This window comes from Bifidobacterium asteroides (genome assembly GCF_019469425.1).
In the GTDB taxonomy this organism is placed as follows: domain Bacteria; phylum Actinomycetota; class Actinomycetes; order Actinomycetales; family Bifidobacteriaceae; genus Bombiscardovia; species Bombiscardovia asteroides_I.
Map to the genome: position 1 here is coordinate 127356 of NZ_CP048272.1, position 26193 is coordinate 153548.

Sequence of the window (26193 nt, forward strand, 5' to 3'; positions counted from 1 at the left end):
AAGTCCGGATCGGGGAAGTGGTCATGTCAAGAATTCTGCGTTTCGCCAAGAAGGTCCCCATGCTTTGGGTGGTTTTGGCCTGCGGACTGGCCATGGGCTTGCTCTGGCACCCCTATCGCCAGGCTGCCCAATGGCTGGTCGCCGTCCTGGTGGCCGTCTCGCTGGTTGACACCCTCAAGGGGATGATCGATGACGTGCGTCAGGGCCACGTGGGCGTGGACATCCTGGCCGTGGTAGCCATCCTCTCCACGCTCGCCGTTCGGCAATACTGGGCCAGTTGGGCTGTGGTCCTCATGCTCTATTCCGGCGACGCCATCGAACAGTACGCCGGGAACAAGGCGCAGAACAACCTGACCGTCTTGGTCCAGGCCGCCCCCCAGGTGGCCCACGTGGTCCAGGCAGATCTGCCGGAGGGGGAGCATACCCTTCCCAAAGAGAGCGACTGGAGCACGGTGGATGTCGATAAGGTCCGTCTGAACGACCTCCTGGTGGTCAAGCCGGGCGAGACCGTGCCCGTTGATGGCGAGCTGATCAGTCCCGCCGCCACCCTGGACATGTCCACCATCAATGGCGAACCCATGCCCCGCAGGCTCTACCAGGATGCCCAGGTCATGTCCGGGGCGGTCAATGGTTCGGGCACCTTCCTGATGCGGGCCCGGCAGCTGGCCCGTGATTCCCAGTACCAGCGAATCCTCAACCTGGTGCGTTCCGCCCAGAACTCGCGGGCTGCAGTCGTCAGAACAGCCGACCTGATGGCGGTCCCCTTCACCGTAGTGGCCTTCATCATCGCCTGCGTGGCCTGGATCATCTCCGGCGTGCCGACCCGGTTCGCCCAGGTTCTGGTCCTGGCCACCCCCTGTCCTCTGTTGATCGCCGCTCCTGTGGCCTACATGGCCGGGACGGGAAGGCTGGCCAAGGCGGGGCTGCTGATCAAGACCCAGGACGTGATTGAGAATCTGGGCCGGGTTTCGCACATTTTCTTCGATAAGACCGGCACGCTGACTGTCAAACGTCCCCAAGTGGTTCGAATCGATCTGCCTGACGGTGAGGGGCAGGAGGTCGATACGGACCGGATTCTGGCTATGGCGGGCGCTGTGGAGTCCTACTCGGTTCACATCCTGGCTAACGGGATTGCCGAGGCCGGGGCCGCAGTCCAGGAGCGTTTGCGTACACAGAGCAGCGGTGAGGTCCATCTGCATGCGCGGGAGGTTGAGGAGGACTCTGGCAATGGGGTCCAGGGTTTGGTTGACGGGCATCAGGTCAAGGTGGGCAGGGCCGAATTCGTGGCTGGCGAGCAGCCAAGCGATTCATTCGGCCCCCTGGCTCCTGACGAGATGGCCTCCTACATCGCTATAGACGGGGCCTTGGCCGCGCGAGTCGTCATGAAGGACGTGCCCAGGTCGGATGCCGCTCAGACCATCGCTCGGCTGCGGGAGCTGGGGATTACCCGCCTATCCATGGTCACTGGAGACAAGGAGGCCTCGGCCCGGATCATCGCCGACCAAGTGGGGATCAACGACGTGCATGCTGGCCTTTTCCCTGAGGACAAGGCCGATCTGATCGCCAAGGCCGCCAGGGAGGAGCCCAACCGGCAGCCCCTCTGGGACATCTGGCTGTCCAAGTTCCTAGGTGAATCGGTGACTAAATCCATCACCATGATGGTGGGGGACGGGGTCAACGATGCCCCGGTCCTGGCTGCCGCCGACGTGGGCATGGCCATCACCGACGGGACCACCACGGCCGCCTCCGAATCCGCCCAGGCCGTGATCATGAACGACGACATCGCCTGCCTGCCCAGGTCGATCACCATCGCCCGCAGGACCAAGCGGGTCATGCTCCAGGCGGTCATGCTGGGGCTGACCCTGGCCACGGTGGGCATGCTCTGCGCCGCCTTCGACCTGATCCCGGTGGTTGTCGGCGCCTTTACGCAGGAGGCCATCGACGTGGTTTCCATCCTCTGGGCCTTGACTGCCCTGATAGACCGGGGCTGAGGCCATTTCATGACGCTTGGTGAAAGTCCCGGGGATGGAGCCCGGCCAGCTCTGTTCCCGACCGTTGCTTTGCGTTAGGCTGGCAAACATGAGCGATAATAATGCCAACGATTCCACCATGCCTGCGTCGGCCAGCGACGAGGGAGCCGGCTCCCCGCTGCGCGTAGCCGTCATAGGCGCCGGGCCTGCAGGGGTCTATGCCTCCGATATCCTGTTGCGGCAGCTTCGGGAGAAGGGTGCAGGATTGGGCCTGGGCGACCGGGCCCGGATCGATCTGTTTGAGAAGCTGCCCGTTCCCTTCGGCCTGGTCCGTTATGGAGTAGCCCCGGACCATCCCAGCATCAAGTACATTGCAGGCGCCTTGGAGAAGACGCTGGACAACCCTGAGATTCACCTCTATGCGGATGTGGAGTTCGGCAGAGACATTAACCTGGATGATCTGCTTCAACGCTACGATGTGGTCCTCTTCGCCACCGGCGCCGTGGACGACCGCCCATTGGAGATCGCCGGCCATGAACTTGATGGCGTTCACGGGGCCGCCCACTTCGTCGAGTGGTATGACGGCTATCCCGACGCTGACCAGGATTGGCCCCTGGATGCCAAGCAGGTGGCCGTCATCGGTGGCGGGAACGTGGCCATGGATGTGTCCAGAATCCTGATGCGCCGGGCCGACGATCTTCTGGGCACCGACATCCCCGACAATGTCTACAAGGGGATTCAGGGCAACCAGGCCCGCGAGCTGCACATGTTCATCCGTCGCGGGCCGGCCCAGGCCAAGTTCTCGGTCCAGGAGCTGCGCGAACTGGAGAAGCTGCCCGGGGTGCAAATCGTCCTCGACGAGGAGGACTTCGACCTGGATCAGGAGACAATCGATCGGGCCGGTGCCGACAAGCTGACCCGGCAGATGCTGGAGGAGCTCTTCGCCATCAGGGAGATGGCCGAGGACATGGCTGAGGACGGCGGAGTCGACTTCGAGGGCAATCCTGCCGATCGCCGTTTCTATATGCACTTCTACCGGATGCCTGCCGCAATCATCGGCCAGGATGGCACAGTGACCGGCATTCGCGTGGAGAAGACCAGGGTCACGCCCGAGGGCACCATGGAAGAGACCGGCCAGTACGAGGAGTACCCGGTTCAGGCCGTCTACCACGCCATCGGCTACAAGCCTGCCGAAGTTCCCGGCATTCCATACGATTTCTCCGGCTACACCCTCTCCAACGTCCACGGCCGGGTGACCACTGCTCCCGAGGGGCAGGGCGGCCGGTCCATCGACCGTCTCTACGCCACGGGCTGGGCCAAGAGGGGGCCCGTGGGTCTGATCGGATCCACCAAGTCCGATGCCCTGGAGACCATCGGCAACATGCTGGATGACCTGGCTGCCAGCCCGGATCATGGCCGCTTCGCCCAGGACCGGGACGACGATTCGATTGACCGCTTCCTGGCGGACAAGGGCATCCAGCCTATCGACTTCGCCGGCTGGAAGCGGGTGGATGCTTATGAGCGGGCCGAGGGCGCCAAGGTCGGCCGTGAACACATCAAGGTCACCGACCCCGACCAGCTCCGCCAGCTTGCCCACGGCGAGTAAGCGAGCGGTCCTGGGTCGGCAGCGGCAGAATTTGGATGAGGTTCATGAATCCTCGTCCAAATCCTGTTTTCTCGGTCTGCACCACGGGGAGGGCATCTCGCAGAGTATTCAATCGCCTATACGGTTGAATCGTCCCTTTGTATTCGTTATCTTAAGGAGTGTGCCGGTTAAGCGTTGACGAACACACTCTAGATTCTCTAGTCCATGAAGTGGAACCATGCAGGTGAGTGGACAGCCAGGAGGCTGAACGATGAGGATAGCTGTCGTCTTTGGTGGGACCAGTACCGAACGCGAGGTATCGGTCGCTTCGGCTATTGAAGTCATTCGTGCGCTCCGTGAACGAGGCCACGAGGTCGTCGCCGTTGACAGTGCCCGCGGCAGATTGAGTTTGGAGGAGGAAGGCAGGCTGGCCCTTTCTTCATCGGCATCGACTTCCATCCAGAATCATCCAGGCGCCAAACAACTTGAGACATTGAAACGTGCACATTCTGAGGTGAATCTTTCGTCGGCTGTCCTGGACTGCGATTTGGTCTTCCTGGCCCTACATGGTGGCTCTGGTGAGAACGGTCAGATCCAGGCCCTTTTAGAATTGGCTCAGATTCCGTTCACTGGGTCGGGAAGCACAGCAAGTGGCCTGGCCATGGATAAGGAGGTCTCGAAGAGGGTGGCTGGAAGTGCGGGCATCCTCACGCCTGAATGGTTGACGGGCTCCGTCGACGCGACTGAGGTTGAGGATCGTCTGGGCTGGCCAGTAGTAGTCAAACCGGATGCCGAAGGTTCCAGTGTCGGCCTGAGTATTGTGGACAATCCTGATGGTCTGCCTGCTGCCATTCAGGAGGCGGCTGCCTATGGCCAGGTGATCATAGAGCGTTTCATCACAGGCAGGGAGTTCACTGTCAGTGTTATCGGCGGCTCTGCGCTTCCAGTCGGTGAAATCGTCAAACCGGATGGGCGGGTCTTTGACTATGCCTCAAAGTACCAGAAGGACGGGGTGGATGAGATCTTCCCGGCCCGAATACCTGCAAGCTTGGCTGAACGGCTCCAAGAGGGGGCCGAGACTATTCACCGGGTTTTCAAACTGAGCGGTTACAGCCGCAGTGACTTCATTGTGGATGAAGAAGAACAGATCTGGTTCATGGAGGCCAACACTTTGCCCGGCCTGACGCGGTCCAGTCTCCTGCCCAAGGCAGCAGCTGCAGCTGGTATAAGTTTTGGCGATCTATGCGAACGGATCTGTCAGCTGGCTCTGGCTAAGGAATAAATCGCTCTTTGGCTCATGAAACTGCTCCATCAAGCTTCTCCCGGGGTATGTGTTTCTGGTCTGACGTGTATGAAACCCGTGGGACGTACAGGCTTCGTTCAGCAGAAATTCAGTAGCATTGTCTACCATGGTGTCCATGAATGGCAAGCTGAAGGTTCACGGACATTTCAACGGCCTGAAAACGACGCTTTTGTTCGCCCTTATGTGGGCCGTTATTATGCTCATCTGGTGGCTGACGGGTGGCCGTCAGGGGACTCTGGGCATCTATATCCTCATAGGCCTGGCCACCACTTTCGGGTCCTACTGGTTCTCCGACAAGGTGGCGATCGCCTCCATGCATGCCCGGCCGGTCAGCGAACAGGAGGCTCCCGACCTCTACCATATCGTCCGAGAACTATCGGGGAGGGCAGGCAAGCCCATGCCCCGTATATACATCGCCCCCACGGACTCTCCCAACGCTTTTGCCACAGGCCGTAACGAGCGCCATGCCGCCGTCTGCTGCACCCAGGGAATCCTGCGAATCCTCAACGAGCGTGAGATCCGCGGGGTGCTGGGCCACGAGCTCATGCACGTCTACAACCATGACATCCTGACTTCTGCAGTGGCTTCGGCCATGGCCACGGTCATCACCTATCTGGGATACTCTCTCATGTATTTCGGCGGCGACAGCAGGGACAGGGATAACGATTCCGGCGTCTTCGGCCTCCTGGGTGTGCTGATCAGCTCGATTCTGGCCCCCCTGGGCGCTTCCTTGATCCAGATGGCCATTTCCCGCACCCGTGAGTATGACGCCGACGAGGACGGCAGTCGGCTGACTGGGGACCCAGCGGCTCTGGCATCGGCGTTGAACAAAATATCCTACGGGTCTCAGGCTGTGCCCATGCCTCAGACTGCCGGCACCCAGAGCGCCGCCGCCATGATGATCGAAAATCCCTTCTCGGTCAAGGGGTTCAGCAGGCTCTTCTCCACTCATCCGCCCACGGAGGAGCGCATAGCCCGCCTGATGCAGATGAGTCAGGAGATGGGACAGACCCAGGTGAATTCCGGGCATGAAGCCCAGGTGGGGTACTGAGAGGCAGAGCAGCTTTGCGCTTCAGTCGATGGGAGATGATGCCTGGGATGACGGAGACCATCAATCTGGCCATCGTCGATGATCAGGAGCTGGTCAGAGCAGGACTGGTTTCGATACTGGCTGATGAGGACGATATCAAGATTGTTGCGGATGCAGCCAGCGCCCGAGAGCTTCTGGAGCATCCTCGTCTGAGCGATGTCGATGTGGCCCTAGTTGACTGCCGGATGCCTGACATCGACGGGATTTGTCTCATTGGCATTCTGCGGAAAAGAGGACTGAAAGTCCGATGCGTCGCACTGACGGCATTCGATGAGGATGAGAATCTTGTGGGGAGCATCAAGGCTGGGGCATATGGGCACCTGCTCAAAGACGCCGATGCCGAGGAGATTATCGGTACTGTGCATAGGGTCTACAGGGGCGAACGCGTCCTTGGGGCTGCCGAGTCGGGCAGACTGATGGATCTCATTAGCAGGGAAGGAGTCGATGATGCTTACGACTTCGATCGGACGGACCGTCAGATTATCGACATGATTGTGGCTGGCTCAACCAACAGGGAGATCGCCGATCGTCTATGCCTGGCTCTGGGCACGGTCAGGAACCGCGTCAGCAACATTTTCGACAAGATCGGCGTGCGTAACCGCACCGAGTTGGCCATGACCTTAAGGCGGCCATGAGCCCGTCAGAGCCTGAGCCGTCTCAGGAGCGGAAACCAGGGTCCCTCCCATATGTAGGCCTGGTGGAGGTCGCCTCGTTCTGCTGCTCCTTCTTATGGTCAAAATACGGCAATCCGCTCAACTTCTTTCTCTTCCAGACTGCCATGATCTCGGCCTGGCTGGGTTATAGGCTGATTCGGCGACGTATTCCCGCCTTGATCTGCGGGGGCCTTCTCATCGTGGTTTGTCTTGCAGCCACCCTTTTCGACAATCCGCCGCAGATGTTTCTCACCGCCATCGTGACCGTGGATGTTCTCTTCGCATTCCCGGAGATCTGGACCTGGGTCTCAGTGGGAGGGGAAATTGCGGCCTATATTCTGCATATGGCATGGAAAAGCGGATGGCGGCAGGCCATCTGGGGCGATATGATCCTGAACTTGGCTCTGATTATCTTCTTCGCTGTGGCTTTCCTGTTTTATGCACGGGCCAGCCGTCTGCTTATTGAAAAGAACCGGCAGCTGGCCAGACAGTCGCTCACAATCGAGAGTCTGGCCTTGTCCAAGGAGCGGGCGGAAATGGCCTCGCAGATGCATGATTCGATTGGTCAGTACCTGTCGGCCATGCACATGGAGCTTGAAGCAGCGCAAAGGACTCTGCACAAGGGTTTGTCCATCGACCGAGCCCTCGCTCATGTGGCTAAGGCCGAAGACATCGATAAGAAGGCTCTGGCTCAGGTACGTCAGCAGGCCAGGGCTTTGAATCCGGCCGTCTTTGGCGGGGAGCTGACCAAGGAGTCGATTGTCAGTCTGGCAGACTCCTTTGAATCCACGGGCCTGCATGTGACCGCTACGGTGCATGGGAACCTAGAGGGCCTGTCGTCGCAGAGCAAAGTCCTTATCTACCGGGCCTTGCAGGAGACTTTGACTAACGTGGTCCGTCACGCTCATGCCTCATCCGCCTCGATTGTCATTGATCTGGCACCAAGAACCCTCCGCCTGAGTGTGACGGACAACGGAGTAGGTCCTGGCGACGGATCCGTTCGGTTTGTGCCTGGCTTCGGCCTGTCCTCCCTGGAGCAGAGGGCGAAGGCCCTGGGCGGCTCTCTGGATGTGGGGCCGGCAGAGGCATCGGAGTCTCCCCATGGCACTAGGGTGGCGCTTTCTTTTCCGCTGGCTGCGCAATCCGGTAGGTAACTTCGGATCTTCGGCCAGGATGACGACTTCTGCAAGGCAGTGACATTCGTCCACTTGATAATGACGTCTGTCGGTGGCCTACCTGTTGCTTGCCCATGTAGCTTGGTCCTATGCAATGGACAAGAATAGGCGGTGACGGGAGAGAATCCGGGACGGAATGGCCTAGAGGTCGGGGTATCAGAATCGGATACATCCGCCTGGTGAATTCCTTATGGCGGGGGAACCGCGGCCTGCAAACCCTGAACGTACTGGCTGGAGCCTGCCCCATGGCCTTGATCTTCCTGGTCCTTGAGGCTATGGCCATGGGAGAAGGGCGGCCCGACTCGACCACCCCGGTAGCTATGGTGGCTATATTTTTAGCATCCTCGGCCTCCGTTTCCAAGACCATCAGCGATCACGCCTTTACAGCTCAATGGGACAGGCTCATGCGCATCCGTCTGCTGGGCGCCTCCCCCAGCCGGCTCCTGGGATCGATATTGGTCGTCCAAGGTCTCATGGCTGCCTTCTCTGGTCTCATCGGCGTGATTCTGGGTGAGCTGGTGATGCCTCTGGCGGGGTCGGCCATGTCCCAGCTGGACATGCTTCCGCCAAGGCAGGGCGGACTGCCGAACCTCTCCTCCACTCTTGTAACGGTCCTGCTTTCCGTCCTGTGCCAATGTCTGGGCGCCATGTTGGCTGCAGTGAGGGTCGTCAGAGCTCGGCCTGACTTGCAGTCCATGCCCTGCTCGTCCGGGATGCGCCGCCGCGCCCTGTTTACTGTGGTCATTCTTCTGGCGGTCTCTGCGGCCTGCATGATGATCTGCCTAAAGGGGACTGGAGCGATCGCCGGCAGTTTAGGCATCTTCCTGATTCCTCTTCTGGTGTGGGCCTTGGCACGAATGGGCAGGACCCTATTGATCCGAATAGCGAGCGTTATCCTGGCTGGTCGTCTGAAAGGTCCCGTGGTCACCTTGGCCTTGCGCAGTCAGGAGACCGCCAGGGCAGCCTCCCTTTTCACGATGGTGGTCGTCGCTGCTGCGGTCACTTGTGGGCTTTTCGGGTTTTTGGGGTACAGCGATGCCAATGCGCGCGCCTCCCTGACCGAAGCGCTGGCAGGCGGGTCTGTGATCAGACCGGTCGGGCGCGGCCAGGGGACTTTGGATCGTTGGTCCGCCTATGTAAGGTCGCGCGATGCTGACCCTCTTATTCTGGCTCCTGCCACGGTTGTGCCTATGGAGAAGAACGGTGGGGGATGTGATCGGCAGGTCCAGCGGGCAGCCTCTTACTATCGTGGTGCCTCCCGTCTTCAAATAGACGGCGATCTGGGCCGGGTTCTTCCATCCGCCACCCTCCGCCATGCGCAGGGCGGAACAAGCCTGGAGAGGCTCGATGGGGTGGTAGCCTCCAAGCCGGAGGCAGGGGCGGGCGTGTCAGTCGACAGCCCGGTCTGTATCGATGATGGGAGCGGGTCAGCCCGACGCAGTCGAATTGCGGCTGTGGCCGACTTGCCGGGAGGAATGGGCCAGTACTTCATCCCCTCCCGTCTGTCGTCTTCTATATCCCGAGGTTCATGGAAGTCCGGATATGAACGTTGGGGTGAGCACACGCCTCTGGCCCTGGTTTCGTCCCGGCCAGATGGCCGGGAGGTACCGACAGGAGTTACCGACCAAGCGGCCAAGGCATGGGTGGCGGATCTGCCGACAGGCAAAATCTACACGCAGACTGGGGGGGACGGGATGAGAGAGATGGCTGTCATTGTGTACCCAGTCCTGGCCATATGCGCTGTGGGCGTCCTGTCGCTGATCTTCACCATGGTGGAGGAGGGGCGCAGAACCAGGGCCGTGACCGTTCTCCTGGACCTGGGAGTCTGGCGGTACGGGTGCAGCGGGACTCTCAGGTATCTGGGCGAAGTTTTGTCGGCCTTCTTCCTGGGCTGCGTCGGCTCGCTCCTGGTCGTCAACCTCTGCTCCCACCCACAGTCAGTCGAACTCTACGGGGGTATCTCCTTTTATTGCCCGGCTAGGCAGCTGGGCCTGCTTTTGACGGTAATCCTGACGATGGGTCTGGTGGCCCTGTCCGCCCACATGGTTTCCTATGCTCGTCTGGCTTGCCAAGGATGAGCGAGCAGCCTGTGGCGGTGGCGGCATGGGAATGAGTGAGGGCACGACGGACGGCCGTGCAGGCGAGGGGGGGGGGGATAAGTGGCCTGAGAAGTCTGTTGCGGTCATCACGAAATGCGTTGCTCGCGGCAGTCGTGCAGCTGGCATTTTGAAAATCGGACGCAGGAAAGAGGGATATATGGAAACAAGGCATGGGGGACGGGACGCAAGGATAAGGCTGAAAACTGCTCATGACGGGGATCCGGATGCCAACGGTAAGGTCTTGCAGGCCAAGTCTGTCTGCTACGACTATTCGGACGGCGGTCGCCGTAGGCGTCGTCTGCTGGGAAGGTCGCATGACAGGAATGGGTCGGCCCCGCAGATCGGGCCGGTCGATATAGTGTTGCAATCTGGTCGGATCACGGCCTTGATCGGACCTTCGGGATGTGGGAAGTCCACTGTGCTCAAGCTGCTTGCCGGCATCCTGACCCCGTCGCGAGGAGAGGTCTGGTATGGTCATCGGAACATCGCTCAGCAGCCGGGTTTTCGCCGGGCAAGGCTTCGCAGGACCGAATTCGCCTTCATCTTCCAGGATTACATGCTGGTCGATTCCCTGACAGTCGCCGAGAACATCATCCTGCCGCAGTCCTTGAATGGTTCAGCCGCCGATGATCATGCTGTACGTCGGGCTCTGTCCTGTGTGGACCTGCCGACCGGTGTAATGGGGCGAAAGGTGGGCGAGCTGTCAGGAGGTCAGCAGCAGCGGGTGGCCATCGCTCGGGCCATGATCATGGATGCGCATGTTCTCTTTGCGGATGAGCCCACCGGCAACCTGGATCCCAGAGCCCGTGAGGACACCCTTGATGCCATCCAAGCAGCCATGAGTGCGGGACTCAAGGCCAGCCTTCTGGTCACTCATGATGCCAGGGTGGCTTCCAGGGCTGACAGAATCCTATATATGCGGGATGGGAGGATTTGCGGTTCCTACCACCATATGGATCAGGAGGATATAGAGCGGCTCCTTCTGTCCGGATCCGAGCAGAAGGAGCCGCTCAGATCAATTCAGGTCTGAATTCTGCGCCCGTTGCAGACCACGGTTTTGACGGACCAGTCGGCCGGGCTCAGGAGGAGGAGGTCGGCCGCATAGCCGGGTGCCAGCAGACCCAGTGGAGCACCTGTGACCGGGTTGGGACGGTCCAGCCCCAGAGCCCGGGCTGGTGTCAGAGTGGCGGCTTCCACGGCCTGGTGGGCCGGGAGACCGATGGCCTGGACGGCTCTGCCGACTGCCACATCCAGGGTCAGGGTTGAACCAGCTATGGCTCCGTTGGAGGTCAGGCGGGCGTGGCCGCCTTTCACTGTTACATCCAGGGAGCCCAGCTTGTAGGCACCGTCCTCGCAGCCGGTAGCCTCCATGGCATCGGTGACCAGGGCTATCCGATGGGGAAAGAGCCTGAAGGCCAAGTCGACGCAGGGGTCCTGGACATGGAAACCGTCGTTGATCAGCTCGGCCGTGACACGGGGGTCCTTCACGGCGGCCGGAACAGGTCCTGGCTGACGATGATGGATGCCGTTCATGGCGTTGAAAACATGAGTGAGTATGCGGGCGCCGGCATCGAAGGCGCGGCGGGTCTGGTCGTAGTCGGCATCGCAATGGCCGACCGCAGGAACCACGCCGGACTCAGCCAGGCGGGATATGGCCTCGTAGCCATGGTCGCGCTCGGGAGCCAATGTCACCTGGCGTATGCAACCGTCGGCAGCCTCCAGAAGACTGTCGAGGGCCGCAGGTTCAGGGTCGCGTAGACACTTGGGATCGTGCGCCCCTTTACGGGAGAGGGCGATGAAGGGCCCCTCCAAGTGGGCCCCCAGCACGTCGGGTCTGGAGTCCATGACCCGCCTGACCGAGCGCAGATTGACGCACATTGTGTCGACTGGGTTGGTGATCAGGCTGAGCACCTGCCTGGTGGTTCCATGGACCATATGGCAGGCTCTGGCTGTACGGATGGCCTCGTCTCCGTCATCGAAGGAGTGGACCCAACCGCCGTGGGAGTGGATGTCGATGAACCCGGGAGTGAGGATGGAGCCGGTCGCGTCAATGAACTCTACACCGTTCGCATTCGCGTCATGGTTATCGGATCCAGGCTGAAAGAATGAGAGCAGGCTGGGCAGGCCAGCGGCTCTCAGGGCGGATTCCAGGCTCTCCCTGCCTTGCCCGACCTGCTCAATCCTGCCGTCCAGGGCCAGAATCCAGCTAGCTTCCCTGATGCCGCGGGCGTCTATCAGCCTTGCGCCGGTCAGGACAAGGGGATGGGCAGGTCCGTTCAGGGATGACTCGACCGCGAGCCCTGCCGACTCGTATGCTTCCTTGGACATGTATGATTTGCCTTCTGTGCTTTGCCGGTCAGGACGATCAGATGGATTGCCAGTCAGGCTTGTTGGCATATGCCCACTTGTAGTAGTCGCGGTTGCGCAGGCGTGAGGCGGCGGCCTCGTCCACGATCACGGTGGCATGAGGATGCATCTGGAGGGCGGAGGCTGGGCAGAAGGACGATATGCCGCCCTCTACGCTCTCGGCCACGGCTTCCGCCTTCCCGGCGCCGAAGGCCAGAAGGACCAACTGGCGTGCCTTGAGGATGGTTCCGATTCCTTGGGTGATGCAGTGGGTGGGCACCTGGTCCATGTCATTGTCGAAGAAGCGGGCGTTGTCGATGCGAGTCTGCTCGGTCAGGGTCTTGATGCGGGTGCCCGAGGCCAGGGAGGATCCGGGCTCATTGAAACCGATGTGTCCGTCGGTGCCGATGCCCAGGATCTGCAGGTCGACGCCGCCGGCATCCTCGATTGCCTGGTCGTATACGCGGCCAGCGTCCTTGATGGTGTCCAGGTTTCCATCAGGTACCCTCACCTTAGCGGGGTCCAGGCCCAGAGGCTCGACCACTGTCCGGTCGATGGTGGACCGGTAGGACTGGGGGTGGGCCGGATCCAGCCCTGCATACTCGTCCAGGGCGAACCCGCGCACCTGGGAGACGTCGATTCCCTCCTTGTGGACCAGATTGGCAAGCGCCTGGTATGCCGCCAGTGGGCTGGACCCCGTGGCCAGACCCAGCACGCAGTCGGGCTTGCGCCGGATCAGGTCGGCCGTGCAGCGGGCATAGATTTCGCCGGCTTCCTCCTGGGACTTGACGATGATGATTTCGGTCATGATGCGGTTTCCTTTCCAATAAAGTCAGATGGGCGACTATCGGCGGCCATGCGTCCTGCCAGGGCGGCGCCGATGGCCGCGATGGGCAGGTCGGCTGGGGCCAGACGAAGCCGGTCGGGCAGACTCAGCGAGGCGATGAAGTGGCTGCAGGCCGCGCTCCTATTCAGATGTTCGGTGACCAGATCCAGCAGGGGCTGACCGGTTTTGCTCATGCCTCCGCCCAGGATGATGACTGCGGGGTCGATGGTCAGGGCCACGATCTGCACGGCCAGGGCAATGCCATGTCCAATGATGTCCAGCACATCCTGGGCCTGCTGATTCCCCTGGCCTGCCTGGGCGATAAGGTCAGGCAAGGGGTGCGCGATCCCCGGCCAGAGGGCCTGCGCGGCCGAGCCGGAGGCCACGGTCTCCAGACAGCCCCGCTGGCCGCACTTGCAGGGAAACTGGTGGGCATCTACTGGGATGTGGCCGATTTCGCCGATTGCCCCGCTGGCTCCGTGTTCGATCCGGTCCCCGCTGATGATGCCCGCTGCAAGACCAGTGCCTAGGTTGATGAAGGCCACCGTGTGGTCGTCATGGTCGGGCAGGGCCCTGGGGCCGTCGCGTCCAGGCTCAGTTGCGGGTCGTCGGGCCTGGTCCCGAGCAGCCTGGGAGTGGGGTGTGGCTCCAGGGGTCATCAGAGTGTCGCCAGTCTGCGAGGCAGCTCCCAGAGCAGCGATGTTCACATCGTTCTCGACGCGGACGGGCAGACCGGTCGTCTTGGCGACGGCAGGGCCCAGAGCCATGTGGTGGATGCCTAAGTTGACCGCGTCGTCCACCATCCCTCGATTGGCGTCCACTCGCCCCGGGATGCCTAAGCCTACGGTGACCGGACCCTGGTTTGGGCCCAGCTGGTCCAGCAGGTGGCGGATAAGCATCACTGTGTCGTCATGAACCGCTTGGCTGCCCTCGCGCGTGGGGATCCGATGGCAGGCCAGCAGGTGTTCGTTACCGTCCATGGCCACACCCTCGATCTTGGTGCCGCCGATGTCTATCCCTAGGCTGATCGGGTCGGCCTGGACGCTATTTGTGCCCGCCCTGAGGTGCGGGGTCGATGCTGCCATGGGGTTTTAGCGGGCCTGGGCCTGGTTCGCCCATCCCTGTCCGCAGGCCTGCTTGATGGCCGTAGCGATGGAGACCGCCGGGTCGTTGTAGGGAATTAGGGTGGATTGGAAGGCGTGGTAGAGGTCGGACTTGCCGGGCCAGACCGTGCCGATCACGTGGTTGTCGGCATTCAGCTGATGCCACCAAGATCCGCCCTGGTGGTCGATCAGGTAGTGGTCTACGTAGCTGCAGAAGGTGGCGTACCAGTCAGCGTAGGTGGTCTTGCCGGTGGCTGCGTAGAGGGTGGACGAAGTGTTCAGGGCCTCGGCCAGGGTCCAGTGCATGCGGTCGTGGACCACCGGGCGGCCCTGCCAGTCGGTGGTATAGACCAGGCCCTCGGACCCGTCGGCGGCCCAGCCATCCTCCACAGCCCTGGCGAACAGGTGCTCGGCTGCCTCAATGTAGCGGCGGCGGTCGGCCTCCTGACCGAACCTGCTTAATGCGTACTGAGTAATCAGCCTGGCCCATTCGATTCCGTGGCCCGGCGTGGCCCCGTAGGGCTTGAACTGATCGGCCTTGTCGTCCTCGTTGTAGTCCAGGTCGGCCTGCCAATCGCTGTTGAAGTGCTCGGGGATGCGCCACTGATTGTTCTCGGCCCAGCCGATGACCTGGTCGATGATGCGTCCGGCGCGCTCGCGGTATTCCTCCTTGCCGGTGGCATCGGCTACGGCCAGGAAGGCCTCAGTGCTGTGCATATTGGCGTTGAGCCCCCGGTAGGGGTCCAGCCGGGTAAAGCCGCTGTCCCAAGTGTCGACGGCCAGGCCCCTGTCATCATCCCAGAAGTAGCGGTTGAAGATCTCCAGCGCCTGATCCAGCAGGGATTGTCCATCGGAGTCGCCCGCCAGCATGGCCGAAGAGGCAGCCAAGACCACGAAGGCGTGGGTGTAGCAGGTCTTGCCGCTCTCGGGCTGGCCCTGCCAGGAGACCGAGGGGTACCAGCCGCCGTGTTCGTCATCGTGCAGGTTTCCTTGAAGAGCCTGGACGCCGCGGCGGACCAGTTGTGATGCTCCCGGGTAGCCCAGGAGGCTGCCGATGGCGTAGACGTGCGTCATTCTGCAGGTGATCCAGGTCTGGATTCCCTGGTCTGGGTCGATGCTGCCGTCGTCATTGAGCCAGCCGGCGCCGCCCTGCTCGGTGGGGAACCCGCGCCCGAAGTCCAGGAAGCCATAGGTCTGCGAGGCCATGAAGATGCGATTGGCTTCGTTTCCCAGCAGGTATCGGGGATTCATGGCGGAAGATGAGGCTCCCGGATGGTTCGGTGTCTTGGTCATGGCGATCGCTCCTTTGCTCAGCGAGGGATGCAGCTGTTTCTGGTATCTGTTAACAGCCTAACACGTAATTGTTAGGGAACTGAACTTTTTACTGACTATCCCGTAGTCTTGCCCATGATGCTAGTGCGTAGTCTTGAAAACGAACCAGTTTGATGCCGTTATGGCGAGATCTGGATCTGTCCGGGCAAGGATGTTTACAATATAAGGAGCAAGCATGGATGGGCATGGTCACGGGGTTCAAGGCCCAATCCCCATGGCGGGTCCCCGTTCCCGCATTATCTATCGTCAGGCGAATTATGACCAGCAATAGCGGCAACCTGTCCAAGGCATTGCCCAAGTCGGTGCGGCACCACAATCGAGCAATCTTGCTCAGATTGCTCTATCCCGATGTCAGTATGACCAGGGCTGATCTGGCCCGCGCTTCAGGGTTGACCAGGGTCGCCATATCAGATATTGTGGCCGAGCTGCTGGGCGAGCATCTGCTCATGGAGGTGGGTTACAGCAAATCCACCGGGCCGGGCAAGAGGGGACGGCTGCTGCGCATCAATCCTGACGGGCGCAGTATCCTGGCCCTGGACCTTTCCACGCCCTACGTTTTCAGGGGGGCGGTGCTCAACCTGACTGGGCAGGTAGTGGCGCGTGAGGAGATCCCTCTAACTGCTGACGGCAAGGTTCCCCTGGACTTGGTGGGGGAGCTGACCGATTCATTGATGCAGCGGGCAGCCCACCCCATCATGGGCATCGGCGTATCCAGTCCTGGCATCGTCAGTGCTGAAGGCGTTGTGGATGATGCTACCAACCTTGGCTGGGTTCAGACCGACCTGCGCGGCTATTTGCATGAGAAGACAGGCCTGGAGATAACGGTCAACAACGATGCTAACAACGAGGTGCTGGCCGAGCAGCAGTTCGGCTCAGGACAATCTGACCTACTGCTGGTCCATCTGGGCGACGGAGTTGGGGCGGGGTTGCTGGTTTCCGGCGAGCTGGTGACCGGTTGCAACCGTGCGGCCGGCGAGATCGGCCATGTGGTGGTGGATCCCACTGGTCCTCAGTGCCGTTGCGGCAAGCGCGGCTGCCTGGAATCGCTGATCAGCGTTCCCAAGCTGACTGCTGCAATGGACAAGGATCCTGACAATCTGGCCAGCATTTTGCGCCGGGCCGGTGAACTGCTGGGCCGTGTTCTGACCATGTCTGCCGGCCTTATGGACATTCCTCGCGTGGCTGTTCTGGGCGACTCCAGGGTGGTCAACCGCATCTTCCTGAGTGCTATGGAGAAAACCATGAACGATGCCCTGGCCACTGATTTCCGGCGGCCCCTTGTGGTTGACCGCTCGGCCCTGGGTGAGGATGCCGCCTTGCTTGGGGCCTGCTCCACAGTGGTGGCCGACCTGATTGAGCCTGACGGCACCGTCTGAAAGTTGATTGAAGACCTGTTTCGCAGCCGCACCCGGAGTTGGTGATTCGCGCACATCGCCGAGACCTGCTACCATAGTGACTCGCATACGGTTGGCCGAGGTCTGACCCCGGTAGCCAATTTGCGGGCGTAGTTCATTGGTAGAATGGAAGCTTCCCAAGCTTCAGAGGCGGGTCCGATTCCCGTCGCCCGCTCTCCTTTTTAGAAATTTGCTACTGGCATTGACATTTGGGTTTGGGGAATTTTCAACTTTGTCAAAGATAAACTCCTGAGTGCGTCTAATGCTGATCGCCTCCTGCTAAGGATGCAGCATATGCCCGGGCATATGCTGCATTCCCTGCGAATCCATATCGTTAGATGTTAGATGAAGCTGATTGGCTTATAGTCGGTGAGCAAGAGCGTCAGCATCGGCGTTTGCTCACTGAGGATATCGCTGGCGTCTATCGAGAGAAACAGCATCCCAGCCAGACTGTGCAATAAGACGATCAACGTCACTGAAACAAGCAGGTTTTTTGCGACGACGTTCCACCATTTCCGAGCTTTGCGCGACTTTCTTTTATAGAAGGCGACAAGATGGACGATACCGCTTATCAGCCAGCAGACAAGCTATAACAGTCGTCGCAATTATCCTGTCCACCCAGGTGTCTGACGCAAAATCAACGGCATGTGGGAATGCCGTAAAGAGCTGAATAGGAATTTTGCTATACCATACCCAGCCATTGACAGTAACAGAGTTAAGCCTAGAAACCATAGGACAATCTCGGTATGAACGGGTACGTGGATCATGTGGCGAAAGTCGGTTTGCTTCATATTTTCGTCTGCTTTGTGCGCTTTCCGTTCCCGCTTGTCGTAGTCGCAAGGCTGCAGCATCAATTAGGTATGAAAGGCCGCATGCAGCTGCTTCGTTCCATTCCCGCTGTTGTTGTTCCACATAAAAGGCAGTTTTCACTGAAGCGTTTCTTATCTGTGAAAGATTCGACTGCGCGATCCCCAAGGCGGCTGACTACGACAAAAGAAAGTACGAATCATAGCGTGGCTTCGTTTGTGTCTCCGCGTCTGATCGAGGCATATGCGCTGTCTTTGCTTGCCGTGTCCGATGCGAGGAAGCTATATCCAAGGCCGGTTTCCCGTGAAGAAATCTACGACCCGGTGCGTGTCATCTCGGCCCGCGACTGTGTCGGCGCGACACCTGCCGGCCAGTTGATGGAGCGCCTCCTCGAAGTCACCATCAGCGCCGACGGAGCCATCACCTTGACGCTCAAAGGTGTCCGTACCATGTCAGCAAGCTGACACCGCTCCGCTCCGCACCTCCAACGGCGAGAAACGGCCATTGGCGAATCCTGGGTACACCGCCTTCCATCTCGGCGGAACAAGCGCGTCTATAACCGCAAGCGGCAACCTGCTCGCATCCGCACAATATCAACGTTAACTGAGATGTACCCATCTTGCCTGATTATGTATCCATTCCAGTCCACCCAACTGGGTAACCAGACCTCCATAGTTTCGTCCCGCTTGAATCACCTCATAGTGATTGTTTTCCATATTCTTGTCCCTAATCGACCCCTCTGCATCTGATTTAGAAGCTGCAAGGTGGTCAACGGTGGCGAAAGGTCCTTGTCAGCATCATCGTTAGCGAATGATAATCCTGGAAATTCTGGTGTGTCGAAGCACGGTGCCCTAGGTCGGGCATTGGAAGATGAGGGGGTACAGGGAAGTATGGAAAGGACGGCCATCATGGCTGATTATCACGTGCAATACGACGAGGATCGCGATCTCTGGACAGTCAAGCGGGCCGGGGCCTCACGCGTTTCCCGCACCTTCGCTACCAAGGCGGAGGCCAGCAAGCAGGCCAAGGTCTTTGCAGACCGGTCAGGCGGCGGTGAGGTCAACATCCATAACAAGGGCGGCAATAAAATCCGCGACAAGCGCACCATAGGCAAGAAGGATCCTCGAGACATCAAGGGCTGAACGCCAACTGAGCAACTGAGCCCTGGGACTTTTCGCCGTCATCGGGCCTGTGCTGGTGCCGAACGTCCCGGCGATAAGCAGCTATGCGCTTCTGATATGCCCATCTATCAGCTCGGCAGGATGTCGGGATGGTGAAGCATTGGCCGCTGTCGCTGGTCTGCATGTGTCCGCCCCCATAGACTGAAACCAACCGTGAAAGGTGGCGAGGTCGATGGCCGACGGATTCAACCAGCTGGATCAGCGGCTGGCGGACAGCGGGTATGACGAGGGTCTGCCAGTCTCCTATCCTCCTCGCCCGGATATTGATGAGCGTCCTATTCAGATAGCCCATGCCAACATCTGGAGTCGGTTTGCAGCAGTCACAGGACTGGTCTCAGCTCTTGCGGGCGCGGCCTTGCTGGCCCATGCCATAGCACCCTCCAGGCTGGGGGTCATAGGCCAGGTGGGCATCTCGGCTTGGGTGGGCGTCTCTGTGGCCTTTGCCCTGTTGACCATAATCCTGGTCGTCATAGCCCGCCACTCCGGACCAGTCCCGAATCGGCCATCGGTAGGCTCGGCGGGCATTATTCTTTTGATTTGCGGAATGCTCTTGACGGCGGCAGGCCTGCTTATTGCCAACTCTTATCCCAAGGGCATCATCAAGACCCCCGCGCGTGACGACGCGCCCATCAGCTCGCCTCAGGCCATGACCGGCGGTATCGACAAGGCTGCCGGCCAGTGCGCTTCGGGTTGGCATGACATCGGCTTGGGTGGTTATGTGGGCATCTCCCAAGCTCGGTATTGCACGGATACGGCCATGGCCTACGTGGTCTTCGATAACGACTCTGCGGCATCCCTGGCTAAAGGGCCTATCCGCGCCCGCGTGCCCGACCTGCTCTCCCGCTACGGAGGCGGGTTGCAGCCCCAGGATTTATGGCTGCTGACCGGCAAGCGTTGGATGGTGGTGGGCAGCAAGGCCCAGGTGACCGGACTGCAGGGCCAGTGGGGTGGTCAGGCCGAGCCACTCATGAGTCAGCATTGAATGACAGGACCGGTCGACTATCGTGGCAGGTATGGATCAAGCACAAAAGGATGACGGGGGATTGGTGGGTCGGCCCTCCACGGTGGTGCCCGGACGTTTTGGGCAGGAGCTCAAGGTCGAGCAGGTCCGTTGGTCCCGCAAGCAGGGCACAGGCAACCCCTCGCGGCCCATTTTTGTACTCATGCACGGCTGGGGCTCCAACGAGGAGGACATGGCTGATCTGATGCGTTATGTGGCCCCCTACAACGACTATGCATCCCTGCGGGCGCCCATGATGGTGCCAGGCAGCGAGCGCGGCATGTTCGGCCCGGGCTATACCTGGTTTCACGACATGCGCCCCGAGCAGGAAGACCTGGATCGGGATGGCTATGCAGCGGCCCGGGCCGTGGATGCCTGGGTTTCAGCCAATATCCCCGAAGACCGACCTGTAGTGGCCATGGGCTTCTCCCAGGGAGCCATGCTGGCTGTTCATCTGCTTCGGGTCAATCCTGAGCGTTATCGAGCATCCATATGCCTGTCCGGGTTCCTGGCCCCAGGCCTGGTGCCCGGCACTGCTCCGGCCGATGAGCGCCTGGCTGGCTTGAATAAGCCGGTCTTCCTGGGATTCGGTTCGGATGACACCACGGTGCCCAAGTACGAATTCCGGGCTCTGGCCGCCTGGCTGGACGAGCACGTATGGCTGCACACCACCGAGTACGACCACCTGGAACATGCTGTCGACATGCGCGAGATGAACGACCTTCGCCAGTGGCTGGGCGAGATCGACGTGACCTCGGGCCTCATGTAGATCGGCTCAAAGGGCTGAGTCGGCGTCGACCTGCATGACGTAGACGTTGCGGCGCATCTTCCTGGCCGTCGTGCGCGAGATCTCCCCCGATTCGACCATGTCCTGGATCTGGCCCAGCTCGATGGCGTATCCCTCGCGCTTGGCCTCCTCCACCTGATCCCTGACGGCAGGCATGCCCGCGTATTCGGTCTTTCCCTCCGCGGATGATTCGATCATCTGATGGTTGATGATAGTGTTCAGCAGGTCCTCGGTCTTGAAGCGGCCCTTGCCCAGCTCGGAGTAGAGCTTTTCGATCAGGAAGTGGTTCATCTCTGCCTGCAGGTGGCGTCCGGCCACGAAGACTTGGTCCTTGTCGATCGGCTGAGTCAGGTGCTTTAGGCGGTGGAACTGGCTGTGCAGCAGGCCCCTGAGTCGTCTGCGAGCCGTGTAGGCCCTCCAGCGCAGTTCCCCGCCCCTGTCCAAGTGGAAGAGGGATCCGGATATGGTGGACAGGATCCTGCGGGCGGCCTGTTCCTGGCTGCGCAGATTCAGCAGTTCCTCCTGGTCATCGCCGCGCTCGTCGCGACGGTCGATCAGCTGGGCGTCGGCATCCCTGTCGGCTACGGTTTCGGCCTCAGTACTGGGTTCGGTCTCGGTCCCGTTCTCGGAGGCAGGCTGCGTTGATGCAGGTGCCTGTTCTATGCCCGCGTCTTCGTTCCTGAGCCGCTCCTCCAGCTGATCCTGGGCCTCCTCGATTCGGCTCAGCCGCTCCTCCATGTAGTCCTGCTCCCACTCCATGGTCTGCACCTGCAGGTCCTGGAAGTCCTTGGGGGAATACTGGCCGATTCGCGACTTGAGCTTGGCGATGCGGTGGTTATACTGCTTGATCACCTGCTGGATGGCCAGCCGATTCTCATCAGTGATCCTGCTGGAGAGCTCCCGGACAGTGCCCCTGAGCACCTTGATGAATTTTTCGACCTGTTGGGCCGGCACCTCGTTGCCCTGTGAGGGGGCCAGCAGCGGCAGGGCGAAGTTGGCCAGCACCAGGGTGACGATGATGACTCCGGCGGCCACGAATATCAGCTCGCTGCGCATGGGGAAGGCGGACCCGTCATCGGTCATATAGGGGATGGTCAGGGCCAGGGAGAGGGTGATGGTCCCCTTGGGGCCGCCGAAGGTCATGACGGCTGCCGACCTCAGGAGCTTGGATGTGATCCGTGGTCTGCTGCCGGTTTCATGGTCCTTGGTGAAGATCAGAACGCTGGCCGTCCAGAGGAAGCGCAGCATTATCACGATCAGGCAGACCAGGATGATGGTGGCTACCAGCATCCAGTTGCTGACCCGCCGGTCTCGCCAGCTGGTGCCCATGGCTGCCGGCAGCAGCATGCCCAGAAGGACGAAGACCGCACCGTTGAGGCTGAAGGAGAGCACCTTCCAGACGCTGGATGAGACGATGTTGGCCTTGGAAGTATTGGGTCCCACCCCGGTGTGGTCGAAGCGGATCAGCAGTCCAGTAGATACCACAGCCAGGATTCCGGACACATGCAGGATGTTCTGCCCGACCATGTATATCAGGAAGGGCAGGAAGAGCTCCAACAGGATCCTGGTGGTGGTGGTTTCCCAGCCCAGGCGACGGGCCGACTCAAAGAGCCAGTTGACCACAAACCCTGTGATCAGGCCGAAGCCGATGCCACCCACGAACTCGACAAAGAACTCGCCCAGGGCCTGAGGCAGGGAGAAGGAGCCGGTCACGGTAGCCAGGATGGCGAACTGGAAGCCGATGACGCCGGTGGCGTCGTTGAAGAGCGATTCGCCGGCAAGGATCGAGTGTTCGTCTGGTGTGAGGTCGGCGCTCTCGCCCAAAGAGGAGACGGCCACGGCATCGGTCGGTCCCAGGGCGGCGCCCAGGGCCATGGCTGCGGCCAGGGGGAACATGGGCCAGGCGGCATGCAGGATGACGCCCACCATGATCATGGTCAGAGCAGCCAGTCCGATTGCCAGGGAAAGGGATGATCGCAGTCCCTTGAGCAGTTCCATCTTGTTGATGGTGTGGGCCTCGTAATAGAGCAGGGGAGCGATGAAGAGGACCATGAACAGCTCAGGATCCAGCCGCATTCGCGGGAAAATGGGCAGCAGGGCCATTACTGCGCCCAGGACGATCTGGACGAGAGGGGTAGAGATCCGGGGAATGAATCTGGAAATAAAGGAAGAGACGAGGACGGCAGCAAGTATGCACAGAATGAGAATGAATGTTTCCACGGGCTTCCTTTCCGCCACGCAATCCCGGGCGGGCTACCGCAGGCCCGACTAGCAGGGTTCATTCGACCAATGAAGGAATCTCCGAGTACAGGGTTGCATGAGGATTGACGTCGCATAACCCATTGTACGGAATCGCGGTATCCAGGAACAGCATTAATGGACAATGTGCGCTAAGTTGACACCTCAAGCCGGAATGGTGGACAGACTGCGCTCGCGATAGGCGAACATTTGTGAAAATCCGGCCCGGGCACCCCTCTTAAGCGCATGAAAGGCCGACTCAATCGGTATACTCATAAGGACCGGGAAGGCTCCGAACCTCCCAGCGGGCACTGCTTGCGGCGGCTGACCATGGAGCCCCATCTCTTGACCCCGGGGACTTACGCGCACGCTATTGTTTCCCCGACGCTTCCGGACATCCCCCGGTCCAGAAGGAAGATTGCAAGAAAGACTGCAGAGGGTCGCATGCGGGGACAAATGACCGATCCGGTTTGGAAAGGCCAGGTTGACCGATGACATCATCCGTGACATCTACAAATATCAAGAATCAGAACGCTGCGGCAGCAGGGGCTGACATGCGTTTCGACGACACCGACTGGCACAGCTTGGAGACCTCGGCTGTGCTGGAGACCCTGCACACCGGGGACCAGGGTTTGGATACGCAGGAGAGCGCACGCCGACTGGAGCTCTTCGGGCCCAACAGCCTGGCCGAGGCCCAGGCCAAACCCCGTTGGAAGCTTTTCCTGGAGCAGTTTGCCGGCCCCCTGATTGCCGTCTTGATGGTCTGCGGCATCATCACCATTTTCCTGCAGCATTATGTGGATGCCGCGGCCATTTTCCTGGTTCTTTTTCTCAACGCCATCATCGGCTATGTGCAGGAGTCCAAGGCCGACAAGGCCGTGGAGGCCTTGACCACCCTGTCCACCCCCACTACACGGGTCGTGCGCCAGGGCCGGATGGAGCAGATTGATGCCGACCAGCTGGTCCCGGGCGACCTGGTCCTCCTGGAGAGCGGCGACCGCATCCCCGCTGACCTGCGGTTGATCGAGGCCCTCCACCTGCGCATCGACGAGGCCATGCTGACTGGCGAGAGCGAGGATGCCAAGAAGAATACGGACCCCGTGGATCGCGACGCAGCCCTGGGGGACAGGCGCTGCATGGCTTTCTCGGGCACCATGGTCACCAGCGGCCGAGGCCGAGGGCTGGTGGTGGCCACCGGTTCCGACACCGAGCTGGGCGAAATCAACGATCTGGTCCATGTGTCCAAGGGCCGCACGCCCCTGCAGCGAATCATCCACCGCACCGAGGTGGGCATCGCTGTCGCCGTCATTCTGGTGGCCATCTTCGTCTTCATCGGCGGAGCCATTCTCAATGGCGACGCTACTGGGGCCTTCCTTTCCGCAGTCTCCCTGGTGGTGGCCTCCATGCCTGAGGCCCTGCCCATCGTGCTGACCGTGGCCATGGCCTTGGGAGTTTCGAGGATGGCCGAATACCATGCCATCGTCCGCTCATTGCCGGCCGTTGAAACCCTGGGCTCCATCACCGTCATCGGCTCGGACAAGACCGGCACGCTGACCCAGAACCGCATGACCGTGGAACAGTTCACCCTGGGCGGCGGCCAGCCGATCCCCGTAGAGGGCATGGACTTAGGCGCAGCGGCCGTATCCGACGACGACCGTATGCGTGGTCTGTCCGCCCTTGCTCGGGCTGGGGCTCTGACCAACGAGGCCCACCGGCAGCCGAATGAACAAGGCGGCATCGAATACAGTGGCGACGCGGTCGATATGGCCATGGCCCGCCTGGCCGACCAGACCGGGGCTGTGACCACCGAAGACCTGGACGCTCCTATCGTCATGGAGACCCCCTACGAGCCGGAGCTGCTCCACTCCATGACCATCCGCCGCAGCCCGGACGGCACCCTGACCCAATACGTCAAGGGTGCCCCCGATGCGATCATGGCCATGAGCCGAACCATGCTGGACCCGGATGGCCAGGTCGTTCCCTTGGACACCCAGGCTGTCCACAAGTCCTACGAAGCAATGGGTTCCCAGGGGTTGCGGGTGATCGGCGTGGCCAGCAGGGTCCTCTCCTCTGACCAGGATCCCGCCTCCCGCCGTCGACCTGACGACCTGACCTTCCTGGGGCTTGAAGGCATGCTCGATCCGCCCCGATCCGGCGTGCGCGAGGCCATCGCCGAATGCGCCGGGGCCGGCATCCGCGTGGTCATGATTACCGGCGACCACCCGGTGACCGCAGCCGCCATAGGTCGTCGCCTGGGTCTGGAGCATACCGACCAGGCGTTGACCGGTAGCGAGATGCTGGAGATGAGCGACGAGGTCCTCCGGGCCCGTCTGCGTGAGACCTCCATCGCCGCCCGCGTCTCCCCCCAGGACAAGCTGCGCATTGTGGAGGCCCTGCAGGATGAGGGCCATGTGGTGGCTGTGACCGGCGACGGCGTCAATGACGCCCCAGCGCTGAAGGCTGCCTCGGTGGGCATCGCCATGGGCCGCTCCGGCACCGACGTGGCCCGGGAGGCCAGCGATGTGGTTCTGACCGACGACAACTTCGTCACCATCACCCAGGCTGTGCGTCAGGGGAGGGTCATCTTCAAGGCCATCCGCGGGTCCGCCTACTTCCTCCTGTCCACGGCCGCAGCCGCCATGATCGCCGTGGGGGTCAATGTGATTGCCGAGGAGCCCCTGCTCTTCCTGCCCCTGCAGATGCTCTGGATCAACTTCGTGACCAACGGCGTCCAGGACATAGCCCTGGGATTCGAGCCGGGCAACGGGGACGAGCTGGAGTCGCCCCCGCGTTCGTCCGGAGAGGGCTTGCTCTCGCGAGTGCTTTGGGCACGGCTTGCCATCTGCGGGCTCTGGATGGCCACTTGCATCCTGGTCCTGTTCCGCCTCAACATCAATGCAGGGATGGATCTGGCCCACGCCCGGACCATGGCCCTGACCTTATTGGTCCTCTTCAACTTCTTCGTCGCCATGTCGGCCAGGTCTGAGAACAGGCTGATCGTCCAGCTCAACCCCTTGGACAACACCTTCCTCCTGGTGGCTTCGTTCGTGGCCCTGGGCATCCACGCGGGGGCCATGTATCTGGTTCCGGTTGCAAGCGTTCTGGGCATGGCTCCACTGAGTGCAAGCCAGTGGCTCATCTGCCTGGGGATTGGACTGACGGTTCTGATCTTCAGCGAGGGGGACAAGATGGTTCGTGCCTTCCTAGCCAAGCGAGGCATCGACACGTCCGGGCGGCCCAAGGCCCATCTGCACCATGTGCGTCGCCGTATCGCAGGCATGATCAACTGAACTGACCTGTCGGG

At 60.8% G+C, this 26193-nt stretch carries 19 protein-coding genes and 1 tRNA gene; 15 read left to right on the forward strand and 5 right to left on the reverse strand.

Annotated features, from left to right (window positions below):
- Positions 1 to 23: 23 nt before the first annotated feature.
- The 8 genes from GYM67_RS00450 (at position 24) to GYM67_RS00485 (ending at position 10905) form a co-directional block, all read left to right on the forward strand.
- Positions 24 to 1991 (forward strand): heavy metal translocating P-type ATPase, encoded by a 1968-nt coding sequence (locus tag GYM67_RS00450; protein ID WP_220236640.1) that lies wholly within the window; start codon positions 24 to 26, stop codon positions 1989 to 1991.
- 118 nt (positions 1992 to 2109) lie between these two features.
- Positions 2110 to 3576, forward strand: a complete 1467-nt coding sequence (locus tag GYM67_RS00455) for an FAD-dependent oxidoreductase (protein WP_220237325.1) — start codon at positions 2110 to 2112, stop codon at positions 3574 to 3576.
- 250 nt (positions 3577 to 3826) lie between these two features.
- Positions 3827 to 4837, forward strand: a complete 1011-nt coding sequence (locus GYM67_RS00460) for a D-alanine--D-alanine ligase family protein (protein WP_220236641.1) — start codon at positions 3827 to 3829, stop codon at positions 4835 to 4837.
- 136 nt (positions 4838 to 4973) lie between these two features.
- The gene (htpX, locus tag GYM67_RS00465) at positions 4974 to 5909 is read left to right on the forward strand and encodes a zinc metalloprotease HtpX (RefSeq protein WP_220236642.1); all 936 of its coding nucleotides are present in this window, start codon (positions 4974 to 4976) and stop codon (positions 5907 to 5909) included.
- Between the two features lie 47 nt (positions 5910 to 5956).
- Entirely contained in the window at positions 5957 to 6583 is a 627-nt protein-coding gene (locus tag GYM67_RS00470; protein ID WP_220236643.1) for a response regulator, read from the forward strand.
- The gene (locus GYM67_RS00475; RefSeq protein ID WP_220236644.1) at positions 6580 to 7755 is read left to right on the forward strand and encodes a sensor histidine kinase; all 1176 of its coding nucleotides are present in this window, start codon (positions 6580 to 6582) and stop codon (positions 7753 to 7755) included. Before GYM67_RS00470 ends, GYM67_RS00475 begins: the two co-directional genes overlap by 4 nt.
- A gap of 266 nt (positions 7756 to 8021) precedes the next feature.
- Positions 8022 to 9854: an ABC transporter permease family protein gene (locus GYM67_RS00480; protein WP_220236645.1), complete on the forward strand. Its 1833-nt coding sequence runs from the start codon at positions 8022 to 8024 to the stop codon at positions 9852 to 9854.
- A 178-nt stretch (positions 9855 to 10032) separates the two neighbouring features.
- A complete protein-coding gene (locus tag GYM67_RS00485) occupies positions 10033 to 10905 on the forward strand; it encodes an ABC transporter ATP-binding protein (RefSeq protein ID WP_220236646.1) in 873 nt (290 codons plus the stop codon).
- Here the strand turns inward: GYM67_RS00485 and nagA are convergent.
- The 4 genes from nagA to GYM67_RS00505 are packed head-to-tail and all read right to left on the reverse strand — an operon-like array spanning position 10896 to position 15443.
- Positions 10896 to 12203, reverse strand: a complete 1308-nt coding sequence (nagA, locus tag GYM67_RS00490) for an N-acetylglucosamine-6-phosphate deacetylase (protein WP_220236647.1) — start codon at positions 12201 to 12203, stop codon at positions 10896 to 10898. The two genes, GYM67_RS00485 and nagA, sit on opposite strands and share 10 nt — an antisense overlap.
- Positions 12204 to 12240: 37 nt before the next feature.
- Positions 12241 to 13029 (reverse strand): glucosamine-6-phosphate deaminase, encoded by a 789-nt coding sequence (gene nagB / locus GYM67_RS00495; RefSeq protein WP_220236648.1) that lies wholly within the window; start codon positions 13027 to 13029, stop codon positions 12241 to 12243.
- Positions 13026 to 14132 carry an ROK family protein gene (locus GYM67_RS00500; protein WP_220236649.1) on the reverse strand — a complete coding sequence of 369 codons (1107 nt, stop codon included), beginning with the start codon at positions 14130 to 14132 and terminating at the stop codon, positions 13026 to 13028. The genes nagB and GYM67_RS00500 overlap by 4 nt, the downstream gene beginning before the upstream one ends.
- Positions 14133 to 14138: 6 nt before the next feature.
- Positions 14139 to 15443, reverse strand: a complete 1305-nt coding sequence (locus tag GYM67_RS00505; protein WP_396019993.1) for an AGE family epimerase/isomerase — start codon at positions 15441 to 15443, stop codon at positions 14139 to 14141.
- A 296-nt stretch (positions 15444 to 15739) separates the two neighbouring features.
- Between GYM67_RS00505 and GYM67_RS00510 the strand changes: the two genes are divergently transcribed.
- The 6 genes from GYM67_RS00510 to GYM67_RS00535 all read left to right on the forward strand — a co-directional run bounded on the left by GYM67_RS00510 (position 15740) and on the right by GYM67_RS00535 (position 20633).
- A complete protein-coding gene (locus tag GYM67_RS00510; RefSeq protein ID WP_220236650.1) occupies positions 15740 to 16858 on the forward strand; it encodes an ROK family transcriptional regulator in 1119 nt (372 codons plus the stop codon).
- A gap of 122 nt (positions 16859 to 16980) precedes the next feature.
- Positions 16981 to 17051: transfer RNA gene (locus GYM67_RS00515), tRNA-Gly, on the forward strand.
- 571 nt (positions 17052 to 17622) lie between these two features.
- A complete protein-coding gene (locus tag GYM67_RS00520) occupies positions 17623 to 18147 on the forward strand; it encodes a hypothetical protein (RefSeq protein WP_220236651.1) in 525 nt (174 codons plus the stop codon).
- Positions 18148 to 18591: 444 nt separating this feature from the next.
- A complete protein-coding gene (locus tag GYM67_RS00525; RefSeq protein WP_220236652.1) occupies positions 18592 to 18825 on the forward strand; it encodes a DUF2188 domain-containing protein in 234 nt (77 codons plus the stop codon).
- Positions 18826 to 19036: 211 nt separating this feature from the next.
- A complete protein-coding gene (locus GYM67_RS00530; RefSeq protein WP_220236653.1) occupies positions 19037 to 19846 on the forward strand; it encodes a hypothetical protein in 810 nt (269 codons plus the stop codon).
- A 31-nt stretch (positions 19847 to 19877) separates the two neighbouring features.
- Complete coding sequence (locus GYM67_RS00535) at positions 19878 to 20633, forward strand: alpha/beta hydrolase (RefSeq protein ID WP_220236654.1); 756 nt, start codon at positions 19878 to 19880, stop codon at positions 20631 to 20633.
- Positions 20634 to 20639: 6 nt separating this feature from the next.
- Here GYM67_RS00535 and GYM67_RS00540 read toward each other — a convergent pair whose 3' ends face one another.
- Positions 20640 to 22871 (reverse strand): cation:proton antiporter, encoded by a 2232-nt coding sequence (locus GYM67_RS00540; protein WP_220236655.1) that lies wholly within the window; start codon positions 22869 to 22871, stop codon positions 20640 to 20642.
- A gap of 521 nt (positions 22872 to 23392) precedes the next feature.
- Between GYM67_RS00540 and GYM67_RS00545 the strand changes: the two genes are divergently transcribed.
- The gene (locus GYM67_RS00545; protein WP_258561510.1) at positions 23393 to 26179 is read left to right on the forward strand and encodes a cation-translocating P-type ATPase; all 2787 of its coding nucleotides are present in this window, start codon (positions 23393 to 23395) and stop codon (positions 26177 to 26179) included.
- Positions 26180 to 26193 lie beyond the last annotated feature (14 nt).